Raw genomic sequence first — 15332 nt, 5'->3', positions numbered from 1 at the left:
GCTAAGTATGCGCTGTGAAGGGTCATCGTATGCCCGGGCACAATGGCCCCCATGGCTGCCCTCAAGGACCCCACGTTCACCGTCGGCTTCGACCTCGACATGACCTTGATCGATTCCCGGCCCGGTATCCGCGCGACCTGGATCGCCCTGTCGGAGCAGACCGGCACGTACGTCGACGCCGATCTGGTCGTCACGCGCCTGGGGCCGCCGCTCACCGACGAGCTCGCGCACTGGTTCCCCGCCGAGCGGATCCCGGCCATGGCCGACCTCTATCGTGAGATGTATCCCACATACGGCATCGAGCCGACGCTCCCGATGCCGGGCGTCCACGAGACGATGGCCGCCGTGCACGCCGCCGGCGGCCGGGCGATCGTCGTCACCGCCAAGTACGAGCCCAACGCGAAGCTGCACCTCAAGCACCTGGGCATCGACGCCGACGCCGTCATCGGCGACCTGTGGGCCGAGAGCAAGGGCGAGGCGCTGCGCGAGTACGGGGCGAGCGTGTACGTGGGCGACCACGTCGGCGACGTACGCGGCGCCCGCACGGCCGAGGCCCTGTCCGTGGGCGTGCCGACCGGCCCGTGCGACGCCGCCGAACTGCTCGCGGCCGGCGCCGACACGGTCCTCGCGGACCTGACCGAATTCCCGGCCTGGCTGGAAAGCTACGTCGAACGCGCCTGACGCCGCTGCACCGCGATACCGCGCAGAACTCCCGCCGCGGCCAGCAGAAAACCGACGCCCATCAACATGCACACCGCATAAGCGAGGGACGGGAACGGCTCGGTGCCGAGAAACAGAGGGGCCATCGTGACGAGGGTGGCGATCGCTCCTACGACGAAGACGATGCCACCGGCTTTCACGAGGCCGTCGCCGGGTCCTGACTCGGTGGCCCGGGAATTGGCTTGGGTTTTGTCGCGCACCCAGCCAGGGTAGTTCCCAGCGCAGAGGGGCAGGAAAAGGGAACCGTTCGGGGACACCTTGTCACCGGCTCCGTGCGCCATAGTCTTGGTCACGGCGGGTCGCACACCACGACCCGCTGCACTGCTATCCAGAGCGTTTTCTTTCTAGTACGAGGACGAGGACTTCACGTGCCTACCGGCAAGGTCAAGTGGTTCAACAGCGAGAAGGGCTTCGGCTTCCTCTCCCGCGACGACGGCGGCGACGTCTTCGTGCACTCCTCGGTACTTCCCGCCGGCGTAGACGCTCTCAAGCCCGGCCAGCGCGTGGAGTTCGGGGTGGTCGCGGGCCAGCGCGGCGACCAGGCGCTCTCGGTCACCATCCTCGACCCGACCCCCTCCGTCGCCGCGGCCCAGCGCCGCAAGCCGGACGAACTGGCCTCCATCGTCCAGGACTTGACGACACTGCTCGAGAACATCACGCCGATGCTGGAGCGCGGCCGCTATCCCGACAAGGCGGCGGGCGCGAAGATCGCGGGCCTGCTGCGCGCGGTCGCGGACCAGCTGGACGTCTGACCCCGGCGGCGCGCGGTCAGCCCGTGAGGCTCACGGGAACGCCAGCGCGTCCGGGCCGAGGGCCGGGACCAGGCCCTCGGCCGCCGCCCGGGTGAGCAGGCCGCGGATCGCCGCGTAGCCGGCCTCGCCGAGGTCGGCGGTGAACTCGTTGACGTACAGGCCGATGTGCTGGTCGGCGACGGCCGGGTCCATCTCCTGGGCGTGCTCCATCACGTACGGGCGCGAGGCCTCGGGGTCGTCCCAGGCCGCGCGGACGGACGCGCGGATCGTCTCCGCGTAACCGCGCAGCGTCTCGGCGCCCAGGTCGCGGCGGGCGATGATCGCGCCGAGCGGGATCGGCAGGCCCGTCGTGGCCTCCCAGTGCTCGCCCATGTCGGCGAGCTTGTGCAGGCCGTAGTTCTGGTACGTGAAGCGGGCCTCGTGGATGACGAGTCCGGCGTCGATCTTCCCGTCGCGCACGGCGGGCATGATCTCGTGGAACGGCATGACGACGATCTCGCCGACCCCGCCGCCCGGCACGACGTCCGCGGCCCACAGCCGGAACAGCAGGTAGGCGGTGGACGTCTCGCTCGGGACCGCGACGCGCTTGTCGGAGAGATCGACGTCCGGCTCGCGGGTGAGGACGAGGGGACCGCAGCCGCGGCCGAGCGCGCCGCCGCACGGCAGGAGCGCGTAGTCGTCGAGGACGTACGGCAGGACCGCGTACGAGACCTTGAGGAGGTCGTACGCGTCCTCGCGGCGTTCGGCGACGCCGTTGGTGATGTCGATGTCGGCGAAGGTCACGTCGAGCGCGGGGGCGCCCGGGACGCGGCCGTGGGCCCACGCGTCGAAGACGAAGGTGTCGTTCGGGCAGGGCGAGAAGGCGATGCGTGCGGTGTCCGTCATGTGTTCTTCCAACTCTCCAGTACGGGCGCCCACTTCCCGAACGCGCCGGTGAGCGCGGCGAGCGCGTCCCCGATGCGCCAGGCGGCGCGGTCGCGGGGGCCGACGGCGTTGGAGACGGCGCGTATCTCGGCCACGGGGACGCCGTGCGCGGCGGCGGCCTCGGCGACCCCGAAACCCTCCATGGCCTCGGCCACGGCGCCGGGGTGCGACCGGGCGAGCAGGGCCGCGCGGTCGGCGGTGCCGGTGACCGTGGAGACGGTGAGCACCGTGCCGACGGCGGAGTTCGTGGCCGCGGCGAGGTCTCGTACGAGGGATGCCGGCGGACGGTGGGTGACGGTGCCGAAACCGAGGTCGGTGACCGGGACGAAGCCGTCGGGGGTCTCGGCGCCGAGGTCGGCGGCGGTGATCGCGTCGGCGATCAGGAGCGCGCCGGGCGGGGCGGTGAAGCCGCCGCCGATGCCGGCCGAGACGACCAGGGCGTAGGGGCGGCCGGTGAGTTCGGCGCGGGTGAGGGCGGTGGCGGTGCCGGCCGCGGCGGCCGCGGGACCCACGCCCACGGCGATCACGTCGATGCCGGGATGTTCACGTACGCCCCGCGCCACCGCGTCCCGTTCGGCGGGGACGGCGGTGGCGACGAGGACGCGTGCGGTATCCGTCAGGAGTCCTTCTTGAGCTTGAACGACCACAGGCCGTACGCCTTGGAGTCGCCGCCCGACAGGATCGTGACCGTCGTGGCCGAGCCGGTCGCGCCGTACTGCTGGTTGAAGAACACGCTGCCCGGGACGGTGCGGTACGTCTTCTTGCTGGAGTCCGTGAGCGGCTGACCGTTCATCAGGAGCGTCCAGCCCTTGTCCGCGATCTCCGGGTCGACGCCGAAGCGGACCGTCTCGTCGGGGTCGACCTTGATGGACTTGGCGTCCTTGTCCTTGAGGCAGCCCTGGAGCGACGACGGCTTGAGCGAGTCGCCGTCGTTGTAGCAGGTGGCCTCGGAGTTCACCGTGCTGCGGCCCACCGTGACGGTGGCCAGCGGGGTCGGCTTGTCGCAGGCGGAGAGGACGAGCAGTCCGGCGCCGACGGCACCGGCGGCGGCCATGGCGCGGCGGTGGCGCGCGGCGAAACGCTGGGAGGTCATGGGCGAAGGCTATCTGGACCCGCGTCCACGGTCGCCGGGTGGGTCGATCGTCGGCGTGTGCGGGCGGCCGCGCCCGGCGGCGCGCCGGAGCGCGGCCCGGGTTCAGGCGACCCGGGCCGACCGCGTCGGGCCGCTCCGCCGGGCCGCCGCGAGCAGGCCCCGTACGGTCGTCAGCCAGCCGACGGCGACGATCCCCGCCGCCACGGACAGCCCGAGCGACCCGTTCAGCGGCAGGGCGATCCCGATCGCGCCGCCCACCACCCAGGCCACCTGCAACATCGTCTCGGACCGGGCGAACGCGGACGTACGGACCTCCTCCGGCACATCCCGCTGGATCGTCGCGTCCAGGGACAGCTTGGACAGGGCCTGCGCGAATCCGGCGACGGCCGCGAGGAACGCCGTCATCAGCGCGCCGAAGAAGATCGCCGAGGTGATCGCCACGCCGAGGACGACGGCCACGACGGTCACGATGATGACCTCGGGCGCCCGTGCCTTCAGCCAGGCCCCCACGGCCGTGCCCAGCGCGTTCCCCGCGCCCGCCGCCACGCCGACGATGCCGAGCGAGACGGCCGCGCTCTGCCCGGTCATCGGATGCTCGCGCAGCAGGAACGCCAGGAAGAAGATCAGGAACCCGGAGAGGCATTTCAGGGACGCGTTCGCCCCGAGCGCGTGGGTGACGGCCGGGCCGACCGTGCGCAGACCGGGCCTGCGCTGCCGCTCGTGCCGGGCGGGGCCGTGCAGATGCTCCTCGTCGGCGGCGAGCAGGGCCTTGCTCTCGCCCTTCGCCGAGTCGACCTTGTGCGGCATCGAGAAGGACAGGAACATCCCGGTCACGTACAGCGTGAACGCCCCGAACAGCGGCCAGCGCGGGCCGATCGCCTGGAGCCCCGCGCCGATGGGCGCCGCCACGCCGGTGGCGAGCAGCCCGGCGAGGGTCACCCGCGAGTTCGCCTTCACCAGGGAGAAGCCGGGTGGCAGCAGGCGTGGCACGACCGCCGAGCGCACGACCCCGTACGCCTTCGACGCCACGAGCACGCCGAGCGCGGCCGGGTAGAGCTGGAGGCTGCCGCTCACCACGGCGCCCGAAAGGACGAGGGCGAGGAACGCGCGGGCCAGCATCGAACCGGCCATCGCGGCCCGCCGCCCGTGCGGCAGCCGGTCAAGGAGCGGGCCGATGACGGGGGCGAGGAGCGTGAACGGCGCCATCGTGATCGCCAGGTACAGCGCGACCCGCCCGCGTGCCTCGTCCGTCGGCACCGAGAAGAACACGGTGGAGGCGAGCGCAATCGTGATCATCACGTCACCGGCGCCGTTCACCGCGTGCAGTTCGATCAGTTTTCCGAGGCCCGACTCGCCCGCGCCGTGCGCGTGTGTCGCCTTCCTGATCCCGCGCGCGGTGCCGGTGAACGGCAGGTGGAGGGCGCGCCCGACCGAGCGGACGGCCCCGCGTACCGGGCCCGAACCGCTGTTCTCGTACCGTGTCGCGCCGGACGGACCGGACGACGACCTTGCGGCAGCCACCCAGTCATAGTGCCCCTTGAACGGGCGTACTAGTGCCGATATGGGCACGCGGGTCGGCTTTCGCGTCCGGTGCGGCTCGTACGTCGGTGTGGGCGCAGGGCGCGGGAAGAGGTAGCGTGCGTAGCGCGCCCGCGGCGGTTGTTCTCGGCCGCGCGCCTCTCAGCCATCCCGCAGAATGGATGGCGTAGGTGCGCCCGGAACGTCGGGCGCGGACGTCGACGCGGCCCTCCGGTCCGCTCCGTCCGCGCTCCCGCTCACCGGACGGCGCACTCGTGAGACGGCGTAGGAGAGAAGCGATACCTGTGAGCGCAGCGACAACGCGAAGCCGCACCCCTGACCGTCTGTGCGCCGAGGCGGTCGACCTCGCCCGGACAGCGGCCGAGGAGGCCGCGGCCCCGGGAGTGGTCGGCGAGCACGTCGAGACGGTCGTCGAGGGCGACCGCGTCGTCACGCATCTCTTCGAGTGCAAGGAGTTCGGCTACCGCGGCTGGCGATGGGCGGTGACCGTCGCCCGCGCCTCGCGCGCCAAGTACGTCACCCTCGACGAGACGGTGCTGCTGCCGGGCCCCGACGCCCTCCTCGCCCCCGAGTGGGTGCCGTGGAGCGAGCGGCTCCGCCCCGGTGACCTCGGCCCCGGCGACCTGCTGCCCACCGAGTCCGACGACCTGCGCCTGGAGCCCGGCTACACCGGCGAGGACGTACCGCCGCCGAACTCGCCGCTCTCCGAGGAGATGGCCGAGCTCGTCGAGGCGGAGGACGCCGAACTCACGGAGCTGCCCGCCCCCGGGCCCGTGGTCGCGCCGTCCCGCGGCTCGATCGCCGCCGTCGCCGAGGAGCTGGGGCTGCGCCGCGCCCGCGTCCTGTCCCGGTACGGGCTGCACGTCGCGGCCGACCGCTGGGAGGAGTCCTTCGGCGCGAAGACCCCGATGGCCCAGGCGGCCCCGGCCACCTGTGTCTCCTGCGGCTTCCTCACCCCCATCGGCGGCTCCCTCGGCCAGGCCTTCGGCGTCTGCGCCAACGAGTTCTCCCCGGCGGACGGCCGGGTCGTCTCCCTGGCGTACGGCTGCGGCGGCCACTCCGAGGCGGCGGTCATGCCGAAGCCCCCGCGCCCGGCCCCGCCGGTGATCGACGAGACCATGGTGGACGTGCTGCCTCTGCGGCCGGCGGCGGACTCCGGGTCGGTCGGGGCGGCTCCGGTGGACGGGGCGGACGACTTGGGGCACTCCTAGCCCACTCGCCTGTGGGCGCTTGCGCGGGCGGGTGCGGCTTTCGTCGTGGCTGGTCGCGCAGTTCCCCGCGCCCCTGAGGGCTTGCGGCTTCGCCGCTTGCCTTCACAGGGGGAAATGCGACGCGGAGCGTCTGCATTTCAGAGGCGCGGGGAACTGCTTGACCAGCCCCCACGCACCCGCACCCGGCGATCGCACCGCAAGGGGCACTCACCCGAGCCGCGATAACGTGCCGCGGACCATTCCAGCCCCCCAGAGGGAGACACCGTGAGCGTCAGCAAGGCCGCGCGTCCGGCGCCGCAGGGCATCGACCCGTTCGGCACCGCCAGACTGCGGCGCGCGGTGCTGGACGGCTGGGCGGGGAGCGGGGCCCGGTTCCGGGAGGACGCCAACGCCGAGGAGGATCTCGCGCTCGGCGGGTACCGGGACCGGCTCGTGGTGGAGCTCGCGCAGAACGCCGCCGACGCCGCCGGGCGGGCCGGTGGCCCCGCTGGCGGCGGACGGCTCGCGCTCACCCTGAAGGACGGTGTGCTCGCCGCCGCGAACACCGGCGCTCCGCTCGACGCGGCCGGTGTCGAGTCGCTGTCGACGCTGCGGGCGTCCGCCAAGCGCGCGGACGCGGACACCGCCGTCGGCCGGTTCGGTGTCGGGTTCGCCGCCGTGCTCGCGGTGTCCGACGAGCCCGCCGTCGTCGGCCGCGGCGGCGGCGTGCGCTGGTCGCTCGCCGAGGCGCGGCTCGCCGCGGCCGAGACGGCCCGGCACAGCCCCGCCCTCGGTGACGAGCTGCGCCGCCGGGACGGGCACGTGCCGCTCCTGAGGCTGCCGTTCGCGGCGGAGGGGACCGCTCCCGAGTCGTACGACACGGTCGTCATCCTGCCGCTGCGCGACGCCGCCGCCGAGGCACTCGCGGCCCGGCTGCTCGACGCCGTCGACGACACGCTGCTGCTCGCCCTGCCCGGCCTCGCCGAGGTCACCGTCACCACGGACGCGGGCACGCGCGTGCTGCGCCGCCGCACCGTCGCCGACGAGGGCCCGTACACCGTTGTCTCGGACGACGCCCGCGAGCCCGCCGAACTGCGCTGGCGCACCGTCAGCCACAGCGGGCCGCTCGCCGCCGAACTGCTCGCCGACCGGCCCGTCGAGGAGCGGCTGCGCCCGCACTGGTCGCTCACCTGGGCCGTGCCGGTCGACGCCGACGGCGCCCCGCAGGCCCCGCGCAGCGCGCCCGTGCTGCACGCGCCGACCCCCAGCGACGAGCCGCTCGGGGTGCCCGCGCTGCTCATCGGCTCGTTCCCGCTGGACACCGCGCGGCGGCACGTCGCCCCGGGTCCGCTCACCGACTTCCTCACCCAGCGCGCCGCCGACGCGTACACCAAACTCCTCGGCGACTGGCGGCCCGTGGGCCCCGGCATCCTCGACCTCGTACCGGGACCGCTGGGCCGCAGCGAACTCGACGGAGCCCTGCGCGCCGCCATCCTGGAGCGGCTGCCCCGGACCTCCTTCCTGCCGCCCGCCGTCGCGCCGGACGGCGAGGACGACGACCGGCCCGCCGCGCTCAGGCCCCGGGACGCCGAGGTCGTGGAGGGCGCGGGCGCCGACACCGTGCGGGTGCTCGCCGACGTCCTGCCCAGCCTGCTGCCCGCCGGGCTCGAACGGCGCCCGGAGCTGCGGATGCTGGAGGTCGCCCGCGTCCCGCTGGCCGAGGCGATCGACCGGCTCGCCGGCCTGGAGAAGGAGCCCGGCTGGTGGTGGCGGCTCTACGAGTCCCTCGCCGGCGTCGACCCGGACCGGCTCAGCGGGCTCCCCGTGCCGCTCGCCGGGGGCCGCACCGCGATCGGGCCGCGCCAGGTGCTGCTGCCGACCGCCGACGGCGCTTCCCGCCCGTCTCCCGCCACCGCCCCCGACGGCGATGCCGACAGCGCCGTGACGGGTCTGCCCGGTGACGCCCTGGCCCGGCTCGGCCTCAAGGTCGCCCACCCCGACGCCGCCCACCCGCTCCTGGAGAAGCTCGGCGCGCTGCCCGCCACCCCCGCGCGGTCCTGACGACGCCGCAGGTGCGGGCCGCCGTCGCCCGGTCGCTCGACGACGAACCCGCGTGGGACGACGAAGGCGCCCTGGGCGCCGACGAGTTGGCGGACGTCGTCCTCACCCTGGTGCGCGACGCCCACCTCGGCGTCGGCGACGAACCGTGGCTCGGCGCCCTCGCCCTGCCCGACGAGGACGGCGAACTCGCCCCCGCCGCCGAACTCGTGCTGCCCGGCAGCCCGATCGCCGACGTGCTGCGCGAGGGCGAACTCCCCTACGTGGACGACGAACTGGCCGAGCGCTGGGGCGCGGAGCCGCTGGCCGCCTGCGGTGTGCTCGCCACCTTCGCCCTCGTCCGCGCCACCGACGTCGTCCTCGACCCGGACGAGTTCGAACCGCGGGACAGCGATTTTCCCGAGCCGGACGACGCCGGACTGCTCGACGCCGTCGACGTGTGGTGCGAGGACGTCCTCGACCAGCTGCCCGACACGCCCGTGCCGCCCGTCGCCACCGAGCTCGTCGCCGTACGGGATCTGGACCTGGTCGACGAGGACCGCTGGCCGCAGGCGCTCGCGCTGCTGTCCCGGCCGCCGCTGCGGGACGCGCTCACCCAGCCCGTCCGCGTCCTGCTGCCCGACGGCACGCACGAGCTCGTCCGGCCGTACTCCGCCTGGTGGCTGCGCGGGAACCCGGTGCTCGACGGTCGCCGCCCCGCCGGGCTGCGCGCCGAGGGCGGTGACCCGCTGCTCGAAGGGCTCTACGAACCCGCCGACGCCTCCGGGTTCGAGGACGAGCAGGTGCTGCGCGCCCTCGGGGTGCGTACCTCCGTCGCCGCGCTGCTCGACGAGCCCGGCGGCGCCGCCGAACTCCTGGACCGGCTCGCCGACCCCGACCGCGAGGTCGGCGCCGCTCAACTCCACGCCCTGTACGGCAGGTTGGCCGAGCTCGACCCGGAGCAGGTCACGCTGCCCGACGAGGTGCGGGCCGTGCGGGACGGCGAGATCGTGGTCGTCGACGCCGCGGACGCGCTGGTCGCCGACGCCCCCGACCTGATCCCGCTCGCGGGGGCCGCGCGCTGCTCCCGGTCGCCCCGGACCGGGCCGCCCAGCTCGCCGAGCTCTTCCAGGTGGGCCGGCTCGGCTCGGCCGTCGACGCGGACGTGACCGAGGCGGGGGAGGAGCACCCCGTGCCCGACTCCGTCCGCACCCTCCTGGGACCGGCGACCCCGTCTTCGTACGTCGAGCACGAGGAACTGTTCGTCGCCGGGACCGAGGTCGACTGGCGGCGCACCCCGACGGGACCGTGCACGCCGCGACCCTGGAGGGCGTCGCCGCGGGCCTCGCCTGGGCGGCGGGCCAGTGGCCGCGCCGCTTCGAGGTCGCGGCCCTCCTGGAGGACCCGTCGCGCACCGAGGAGTTGGCGCGGGACCGCTGGTTCGACTGAGGCGCAGATCACTGAGAGAAACTCAGAAAAGGGGCCCGTTCCCGTACAACCAGATGCGGGACCCGGTGGTCTATCACGCGAGTCAACAGACTCCTCGACCACTTGGGTCCCGTGTGACGGCAACTGCACCACGGGATCCCTTCTCCACCATGGGGAACACATGCGCATGCGTGCCATAGCGGCTGCCGCTTCTCTTTCCGGCGCCCTGGCGTTCACCGCTCTCGCCGTCCCGGCCGCCCAGGCCGACGGCTCCGCCGCGCCCACCACCCGCGAGGCCCGCGACTTCGCGAAGCAGGCCGCGGCCTCCGCCGACGCCGGCTCGAAGTCCCGGAGCCTGGCCGCCGACGCGTCCGGCGACCCGTACGCGATCGACGCCACCTTCTCCAACGTGAAGGTCAACGGGGGCAAGCCGATCGTCGCCGGTACCACCAGCGTCGTGCACGCCCCGGTCAGCTACACCCTGACCCACCCGGCCGACGTGGACGTCACCTCGCCCGAGGTCCTGACCGACGTCGACATCTACTGGGTCAACGCCGACGCCAGCGACGGCAACGTCCTGTTCGACCTGGACTACGCGACCTGCACGCCGGTCACCGCCACGACCGCCACCTGCACGCAGAGCATCGACGTCGACCCGGCCGACCTGTGGAACGTGGACGCGGGCAAGGCGTGGAAGGCCGAGGGTTCGCTCGTCGACACCAACGGCATCGACCTGACCGACGAGAACGCCGACTTCAGCCAGGTCGGCTTCGCCTACCAGGACCAGCTGGCCTCCACCACGCTCCAGCGCCGCTCGACGCTGACCGTGAACGCCTCGCCGGAGCCGGTCTACAAGGGCCGCACGATCACGGTCACCGGTTACCTCAAGCGCGCCAACTGGGACACCGCCAAGTACGCGGGCTACACGAAGCAGGCCGTGAAGCTCCAGTACCGCAAGAAGGGCACGACGTCGTACCCGTCGACGTACCTGAAGACGGCGACCTCGTCCTCCACCGGCTACCTGAAGACGACGTACACCGCGTCGGCGGACGGCTACTGGCGCTACAACTTCCTCGGCACCTCGACCACCCCGGCCGTCAAGGCCTCGGGTGACTACGTCGACGTGCGCTGACCCACCGGTCTCAGGCAGGAAAGCGGCGGCCGACCCACTTCCACAGGAACTCCAGGACGGCCGCCGCCACCGCCGCCACCCCCACCGCGGTCCACGGCATCACGCTGCCCACCAGCTTCAGCGCGAAGAACTCCTGAAGCCACGGCACGACCAGGACCAGCAGGAAGCCGAGACCCATCGCCGCCACCAGGCAGATCCGCCACCACGTGTAGGGACGGGCGACGATGGCGAGCACCCACATCGAGATCAGGAACAGCGTCAGCGTCGCCGAGCTGGTCTCCGCGTCCAGCGCGCCCGTGCCGCTGTAGTAGTGCCGGGCGATCATGTACATCACGAACGTGGCGGTTCCGGCCACGATCCCGCCGGGGACCGCGTACCGCATCACCCGCCGCACGAAGTGCGGCTGCGCCCGCTCCGTGTTCGGCGCGAGCGCCAGGAAGAACGCGGGGACGCCGATCGTCAGCGTCGACAGCAGCGTCAGGTGCCGTGGCAGGAATGGGTACTCCACCTGGAAGCAGACCACGAGCAGGGCGAGAAGCACCGAGTAGACGGTCTTGACCAGGAACAGCGTCGCCACGCGCGTGATGTTGCCGATGACCCGGCGGCCCTCCGCGACCACCGAGGGCAGCGTCGCGAACGAGTTGTTCAGGAGCACGATCTGCGCGACCGCCCGGGTCGCCTCCGAGCCCGAGCCCATGGACACCCCGATGTCGGCGTCCTTGAGCGCGAGGACGTCGTTCACACCGTCGCCGGTCATCGCGACCGTGTGCCCGTGCGACTGGAGGGCCGCGACCATGTCCCGCTTCTGCTGCGGCGTGACCCGGCCGAACACCGTGCCCGCGTCGAGCGCGTCGGCCATCCCGGCCCGGTCCTCGGGCAGGGTCCGGGCGTCGACGGTGTTCTCCGCGCCGGCCAGGCCCAGCTTCCCGGCGACCGCGCCCACGGACACCGCGTTGTCACCGGAGATGACCTTGGCCCTGACGTCCTGCTCGGCGAAGTAGCGCAGGGTGTCGGCGGCGTCCGGGCGCAGCCGCTGCTCCAGGACGATCAGCGCGGCGGGCCGCGCGCCTTCCGTGACCCGGGCGTCCTCCAGGTCCCCGGCCACCCGGGTGAGCAGCAGCACGCGCAGCCCCTGCCGGTTGAGGCCCTCGGTCTCGGCGAGGGCCGGATCACCGGCCGGGAGCAGCACGTCCGGCGCGCCGAGCAGCCACGCGCTGCCCGTCCCGTCGCCCTCGCTGAACGCGGCGCCGCTGTACTTGCGCGCCGAGGAGAACGGCAGCGACTCGACGCAGCGCCACTCCTCGCTGTCCGGGTAGGCGTCGATGATGGCCTGGAGCGAGGCGTTGGGCCGCGGGTCGGACTCACCGAGCGCGCCGAGCACCTTGCGTACGTACGTCTCGTCGGCGCCGTTCAGGGGCCGCAGCTCGGCGACGTCCATGCCGCCCTCGGTGAGCGTGCCCGTCTTGTCGAGGCAGACGGTGTCGATCCGGGCGAGGCCCTCGATGGCCGGGAGCTCCTGGACGAGGCACTGCTGGCGGCCGAGCCGGATGACGCCGATCGCGAAGGCCACGGACGTCAGCAGCACGAGGCCCTCGGGGACCATCGGGACGATGCCGCCGACCGTGCGCGCCACGGAGTCCTTGAAGCCGTGCTCCTTGACGACGAGCTGGCTGATGACCAGGCCGATCGCGGTCGGGATCATCATCCACTGCACGTACTTGAGGATGGTGGAGATGCCGGAGCGCAGTTCGGAGTGGACGAGCGTGAACCGGCTCGCCTCCTCGGCGAGCTGCGCGGCGTACGCCTCGCGGCCCACCTTCGTCGCGGTGAACGCGCCGCCGCCCGCGACCACGAACGACCCCGACATGACGTCGTCGCCGGGCCGCTTCACGACCGGGTCCGCCTCACCGGTGAGCAGCGACTCGTCGATCTCCAGGCCGTCGGCCTCCGCACAGGTGCCGTCCACGACGATCTTGTCGCCGGGGCCGATCTCGATGAGGTCGCCGAGCACGATCTCCGAGGTGGAGATCTCGGTGGCGGCCCCGTCGCGCCGCACCGTCGGCCGGGCCTCACCGATCACCGCGAGCGAGTCCAGGGTCTGCTTCGCCCGCCACTCCTGGATGATGCCGATCCCGGTGTTCGCGATGATCACGAAGCCGAAGAGGCTGTCCTGGATCGGCGCGACGAACAGCATGATCAGCCAGAGCACGCCGATGATCGCGTTGAACCGGGTGAAGACGTTCGCACGGACGATCTCGGTGAGCGAGCGTGAGCTGCGCACCGGTACGTCGTTGACCTCGCCCCGAGCGACGCGCTCGGCGACCTCGGCGCCGGTCAGCCCCGCCGTGCGCTCCGGTACCGGTACCGGGTGCACCGGGTCGAGTTCGGCGCCCGCATCGATGTGCGTCATGGGATCGACAGTACGGGCGATGCCGGGGGTTCACCCGTCGACCGGGTGAAAGGTCCGACCTGGGGAGGACGGGGGAGGGCCCCTATGCTCCCGGGGTCGTAGCCGCTGCTCCCGGGGTCGTAGCCGCCGCCCGCTTGATCGCCGCGTCGCGCTTGCGGACGTACCAGATGCCGATGAGGCCGAGCCCGGCTCCGGCCAGGCAGGTCCACACCCACCAGGTGGTCCCGCGGTCGTCGAACCAGCCGTAGAACGGCAGCTGCGCCAGGAACAGGACGAACCAGAGGATCGTGCCGCCCGTGATGGTGGCGACCACGGGCCCCTCCAGGGGTTCCGGTGCCTCGTGCTTCGGGGTCCACTTCGCCATGTGCACAGCTTACGAGGCGCCGTCCGCTGGGCATGCGACCCCCGTTCCACCCCCGTATACCAAGGGTCTACGCGCGGAGATAGCGATTTCGGCCTCATATGTTCATACTGAAACGGCCTGAGTCTGTCTACTTCTGTTCGTACGAAACACCAACAGCAACATCGGGGAAACCTGTTGGTGATCGGCCGACGGCCAGACTTGATCGCGCTCCCGCCAACAGATCGCCGCAGATCTGCTCACTGCTGAATACCGCTGAGGTCACTCATGTCCACACCGGCCACCGCCCCGGTCGACGTCAACAGCCAGCCGCCGCAGGCTCCGAAGAACGGTTTCGACCGGTACTTCAAGATCTCGGAACGCGGCTCGACGGTCGCCCGTGAGGTCCGCGGCGGTTTCGCCACGTTCTTCGCGATGGCCTACATCATCGTGCTGAACCCGATCATCCTCGGCAGCGCGAAGGACATGTACGGGCACCAGCTCGACAACGGCCAGCTCGTCACCGCGACCGCCCTGACCGCCGCCTTCACCACGCTGCTCATGGGCGTCATCGGCAACGTGCCGATCGCGCTCGCCGCCGGCCTCGGTGTGAACACGGTCGTCGCCCTCCAGCTCGCGCCGCGCATGTCGTGGCCGGACGCGATGGGCATGGTCGTCCTCGCGGGCTTCGTCGTGATGCTGCTCGTCGCCACCGGGCTCCGGGAGCGCGTGATGAACGCGGTGCCGCTGAGCCTGCGCAAGGGCATCGCGATCGGCATCGGCCTGTTCATCATGCTGATCGGTCTCGTCGACTCGGGCTTCGTGACCCGTATCCCGGACGCCGCGCAGACGACGGTCCCGCTCCAGCTCGGCGTCGGCGGCCACCTCGTGGGCTGGCCGGTGCTCGTCTTCGTGCTCGGTGTGCTGCTGACCCTGGCGCTGCTGGTGCGCAAGGTGCCCGGCGCGATCCTGATCTCGATCGTCGTGATGACGGTCGCCGCGATGATCATCGACGCCGTCGCCAAGGTCCCGTCCTGGGGCCTGACCACCCCGAAGTGGCCCGGCAACCCGGTCTCGACCCCCGACTTCGGTCTGGTCGGCGAGGTCAGCCTGTTCGGCGGCTTCGAGAAGGTCGGCATCCTCACCGGCATCCTCTTCGTCTTCACCGTGCTGCTGTCGTGCTTCTTCGACGCGATGGGCACGATCATGGGCATCAGCGACGAGGCGCACCTGACCGACGACAAGGGTCAGATGCCGGGCATGAACAAGGTCCTGTTCATCGACGGCATCGCCGTCGCCGCCGGCGGTGCCTCGTCCTCCTCCGCCACCACCTGCTTCGTGGAGTCCACGGCCGGTGTCGGCGAGGGTGCGCGCACCGGCTTCGCGAACGTCGTCACCGGTGGTCTCTTCGCCGTCGCGCTGTTCCTCACGCCGATCGCCACGATGGTCCCGTCCCAGGCGGCCACCCCGGCGCTGCTCGCGGTGGGCTTCATGATCCTCGCCGGTGGCATCCGCGCCATCGACTGGGGCGACTGGACGATCGCCATCCCGGCCTTCGTCACGATGCTGATGATGCCGTTCACGTACTCGATCACGAACGGCATCGGCATGGGCTTCATCACCTTCACCGTGCTGCGCGTGGTCGCGGGCCGGGCGAAGGAGGTCCCGGCCGCGATGTACGCCGTGTCGGCGGTCTTCGTCTTCTACTACCTGATGCCGTCGCTCGGCCTCACGTGAGCCGGCAGCCTGTCCGCGCGGGCAGGCGCT

The 15332-nt window shown here is 72.3% G+C and carries 12 protein-coding genes and 1 pseudogene; 6 read left to right on the top strand and 7 right to left on the bottom strand.

Annotation, left to right across the window (positions count from 1 at the left end; translation table 11 throughout):
• Positions 1 to 42 precede the first annotated feature (42 nt).
• On the top strand, positions 43 to 681 hold the full coding sequence (locus V2W30_RS17840) for an HAD family hydrolase (protein ID WP_425244553.1): 639 nt from the start codon (positions 43 to 45) through the stop codon (positions 679 to 681).
• Here the strand turns inward: V2W30_RS17840 and V2W30_RS17835 are convergent.
• Positions 663 to 920, bottom strand: coding sequence for a hypothetical protein (locus V2W30_RS17835; RefSeq protein WP_338697771.1), 258 nt, complete (start codon positions 918 to 920; stop codon positions 663 to 665). The two genes, V2W30_RS17840 and V2W30_RS17835, sit on opposite strands and share 19 nt — an antisense overlap.
• Positions 921 to 1088: 168 nt before the next feature.
• Here V2W30_RS17835 and V2W30_RS17830 point away from each other — a divergent pair, with 168 nt between their 5' ends.
• Complete coding sequence (locus V2W30_RS17830; RefSeq protein ID WP_338697769.1) at positions 1089 to 1472, top strand: cold-shock protein; 384 nt, start codon at positions 1089 to 1091, stop codon at positions 1470 to 1472.
• Between the two features lie 30 nt (positions 1473 to 1502).
• Here the strand turns inward: V2W30_RS17830 and V2W30_RS17825 are convergent, their stop codons facing one another.
• The 4 genes from V2W30_RS17825 to V2W30_RS17810 form a co-directional block, all read right to left on the bottom strand.
• Positions 1503 to 2357: a 1,4-dihydroxy-6-naphthoate synthase gene (locus V2W30_RS17825; protein ID WP_338697767.1), complete on the bottom strand. Its 855-nt coding sequence runs from the start codon at positions 2355 to 2357 to the stop codon at positions 1503 to 1505.
• Positions 2354 to 3043 carry a futalosine hydrolase gene (locus V2W30_RS17820; protein ID WP_338697766.1) on the bottom strand — a complete coding sequence of 230 codons (690 nt, stop codon included), beginning with the start codon at positions 3041 to 3043 and terminating at the stop codon, positions 2354 to 2356. Before V2W30_RS17820 ends, V2W30_RS17825 begins: the two co-directional genes overlap by 4 nt.
• Positions 3013 to 3489, bottom strand: a complete 477-nt coding sequence (locus tag V2W30_RS17815; protein WP_338697765.1) for a DUF2771 domain-containing protein — start codon at positions 3487 to 3489, stop codon at positions 3013 to 3015. The genes V2W30_RS17820 and V2W30_RS17815 overlap by 31 nt, the downstream gene beginning before the upstream one ends.
• Positions 3490 to 3591: 102 nt before the next feature.
• Positions 3592 to 5010 (bottom strand): MFS transporter, encoded by a 1419-nt coding sequence (locus tag V2W30_RS17810; protein WP_425244552.1) that lies wholly within the window; start codon positions 5008 to 5010, stop codon positions 3592 to 3594.
• A 302-nt stretch (positions 5011 to 5312) separates the two neighbouring features.
• On the opposite strand from V2W30_RS17810, the gene V2W30_RS17805 reads away from it, so the two are divergent.
• From V2W30_RS17805 to V2W30_RS17795, 3 genes and pseudogenes are all read left to right on the top strand, one after another.
• The gene (locus V2W30_RS17805) at positions 5313 to 6239 is read left to right on the top strand and encodes a DUF3027 domain-containing protein (protein ID WP_338697764.1); all 927 of its coding nucleotides are present in this window, start codon (positions 5313 to 5315) and stop codon (positions 6237 to 6239) included.
• Between the two features lie 264 nt (positions 6240 to 6503).
• Positions 6504 to 9704: pseudogene (locus V2W30_RS17800) on the top strand (sacsin N-terminal ATP-binding-like domain-containing protein).
• Positions 9705 to 9870: 166 nt separating this feature from the next.
• Positions 9871 to 10815: a hypothetical protein gene (locus V2W30_RS17795; protein ID WP_338697763.1), complete on the top strand. Its 945-nt coding sequence runs from the start codon at positions 9871 to 9873 to the stop codon at positions 10813 to 10815.
• A 10-nt stretch (positions 10816 to 10825) separates the two neighbouring features.
• Here V2W30_RS17795 and V2W30_RS17790 read toward each other — a convergent pair whose 3' ends face one another.
• Together V2W30_RS17790 and V2W30_RS17785 are read right to left on the bottom strand one after the other, a co-directional pair.
• Positions 10826 to 13225: an HAD-IC family P-type ATPase gene (locus tag V2W30_RS17790; protein WP_338697761.1), complete on the bottom strand. Its 2400-nt coding sequence runs from the start codon at positions 13223 to 13225 to the stop codon at positions 10826 to 10828.
• Positions 13226 to 13307: 82 nt separating this feature from the next.
• Positions 13308 to 13589 carry a DUF2530 domain-containing protein gene (locus tag V2W30_RS17785; RefSeq protein WP_338697759.1) on the bottom strand — a complete coding sequence of 94 codons (282 nt, stop codon included), beginning with the start codon at positions 13587 to 13589 and terminating at the stop codon, positions 13308 to 13310.
• 264 nt (positions 13590 to 13853) lie between these two features.
• Between V2W30_RS17785 and V2W30_RS17780 the strand changes: the two genes are divergently transcribed.
• Positions 13854 to 15302, top strand: coding sequence for an NCS2 family permease (locus tag V2W30_RS17780; protein ID WP_338697757.1), 1449 nt, complete (start codon positions 13854 to 13856; stop codon positions 15300 to 15302).
• Positions 15303 to 15332: the final 30 nt, after the last annotated feature.

This window comes from Streptomyces sp. Q6 (assembly GCF_036967205.1).
GTDB classification, from domain to species: Bacteria; Actinomycetota; Actinomycetes; order Streptomycetales; family Streptomycetaceae; genus Streptomyces; species Streptomyces citrinus.
Note: the sequence above shows the minus strand (reverse complement) of the source record. Positions and strands in the feature narration are given on the sequence as shown.

Coding starts and splice junctions, on each gene's coding strand:
- V2W30_RS17840 (WP_425244553.1), top strand. CDS start 43: ATGGCCCCCATGGCTGCCCTCAAGGACCCCACGTTCACCGTCGGCTTC.
- V2W30_RS17825 (WP_338697767.1), bottom strand. CDS start 2,357: ATGACGGACACCGCACGCATCGCCTTCTCGCCCTGCCCGAACGACACC.
- V2W30_RS17815 (WP_338697765.1), bottom strand. CDS start 3,489: ATGACCTCCCAGCGTTTCGCCGCGCGCCACCGCCGCGCCATGGCCGCC.
- V2W30_RS17795 (WP_338697763.1), top strand. CDS start 9,871: ATGCGTGCCATAGCGGCTGCCGCTTCTCTTTCCGGCGCCCTGGCGTTC.
- V2W30_RS17790 (WP_338697761.1), bottom strand. CDS start 13,225: ATGACGCACATCGATGCGGGCGCCGAACTCGACCCGGTGCACCCGGTA.
- V2W30_RS17785 (WP_338697759.1), bottom strand. CDS start 13,589: ATGGCGAAGTGGACCCCGAAGCACGAGGCACCGGAACCCCTGGAGGGG.
- V2W30_RS17780 (WP_338697757.1), top strand. CDS start 13,854: ATGTCCACACCGGCCACCGCCCCGGTCGACGTCAACAGCCAGCCGCCG.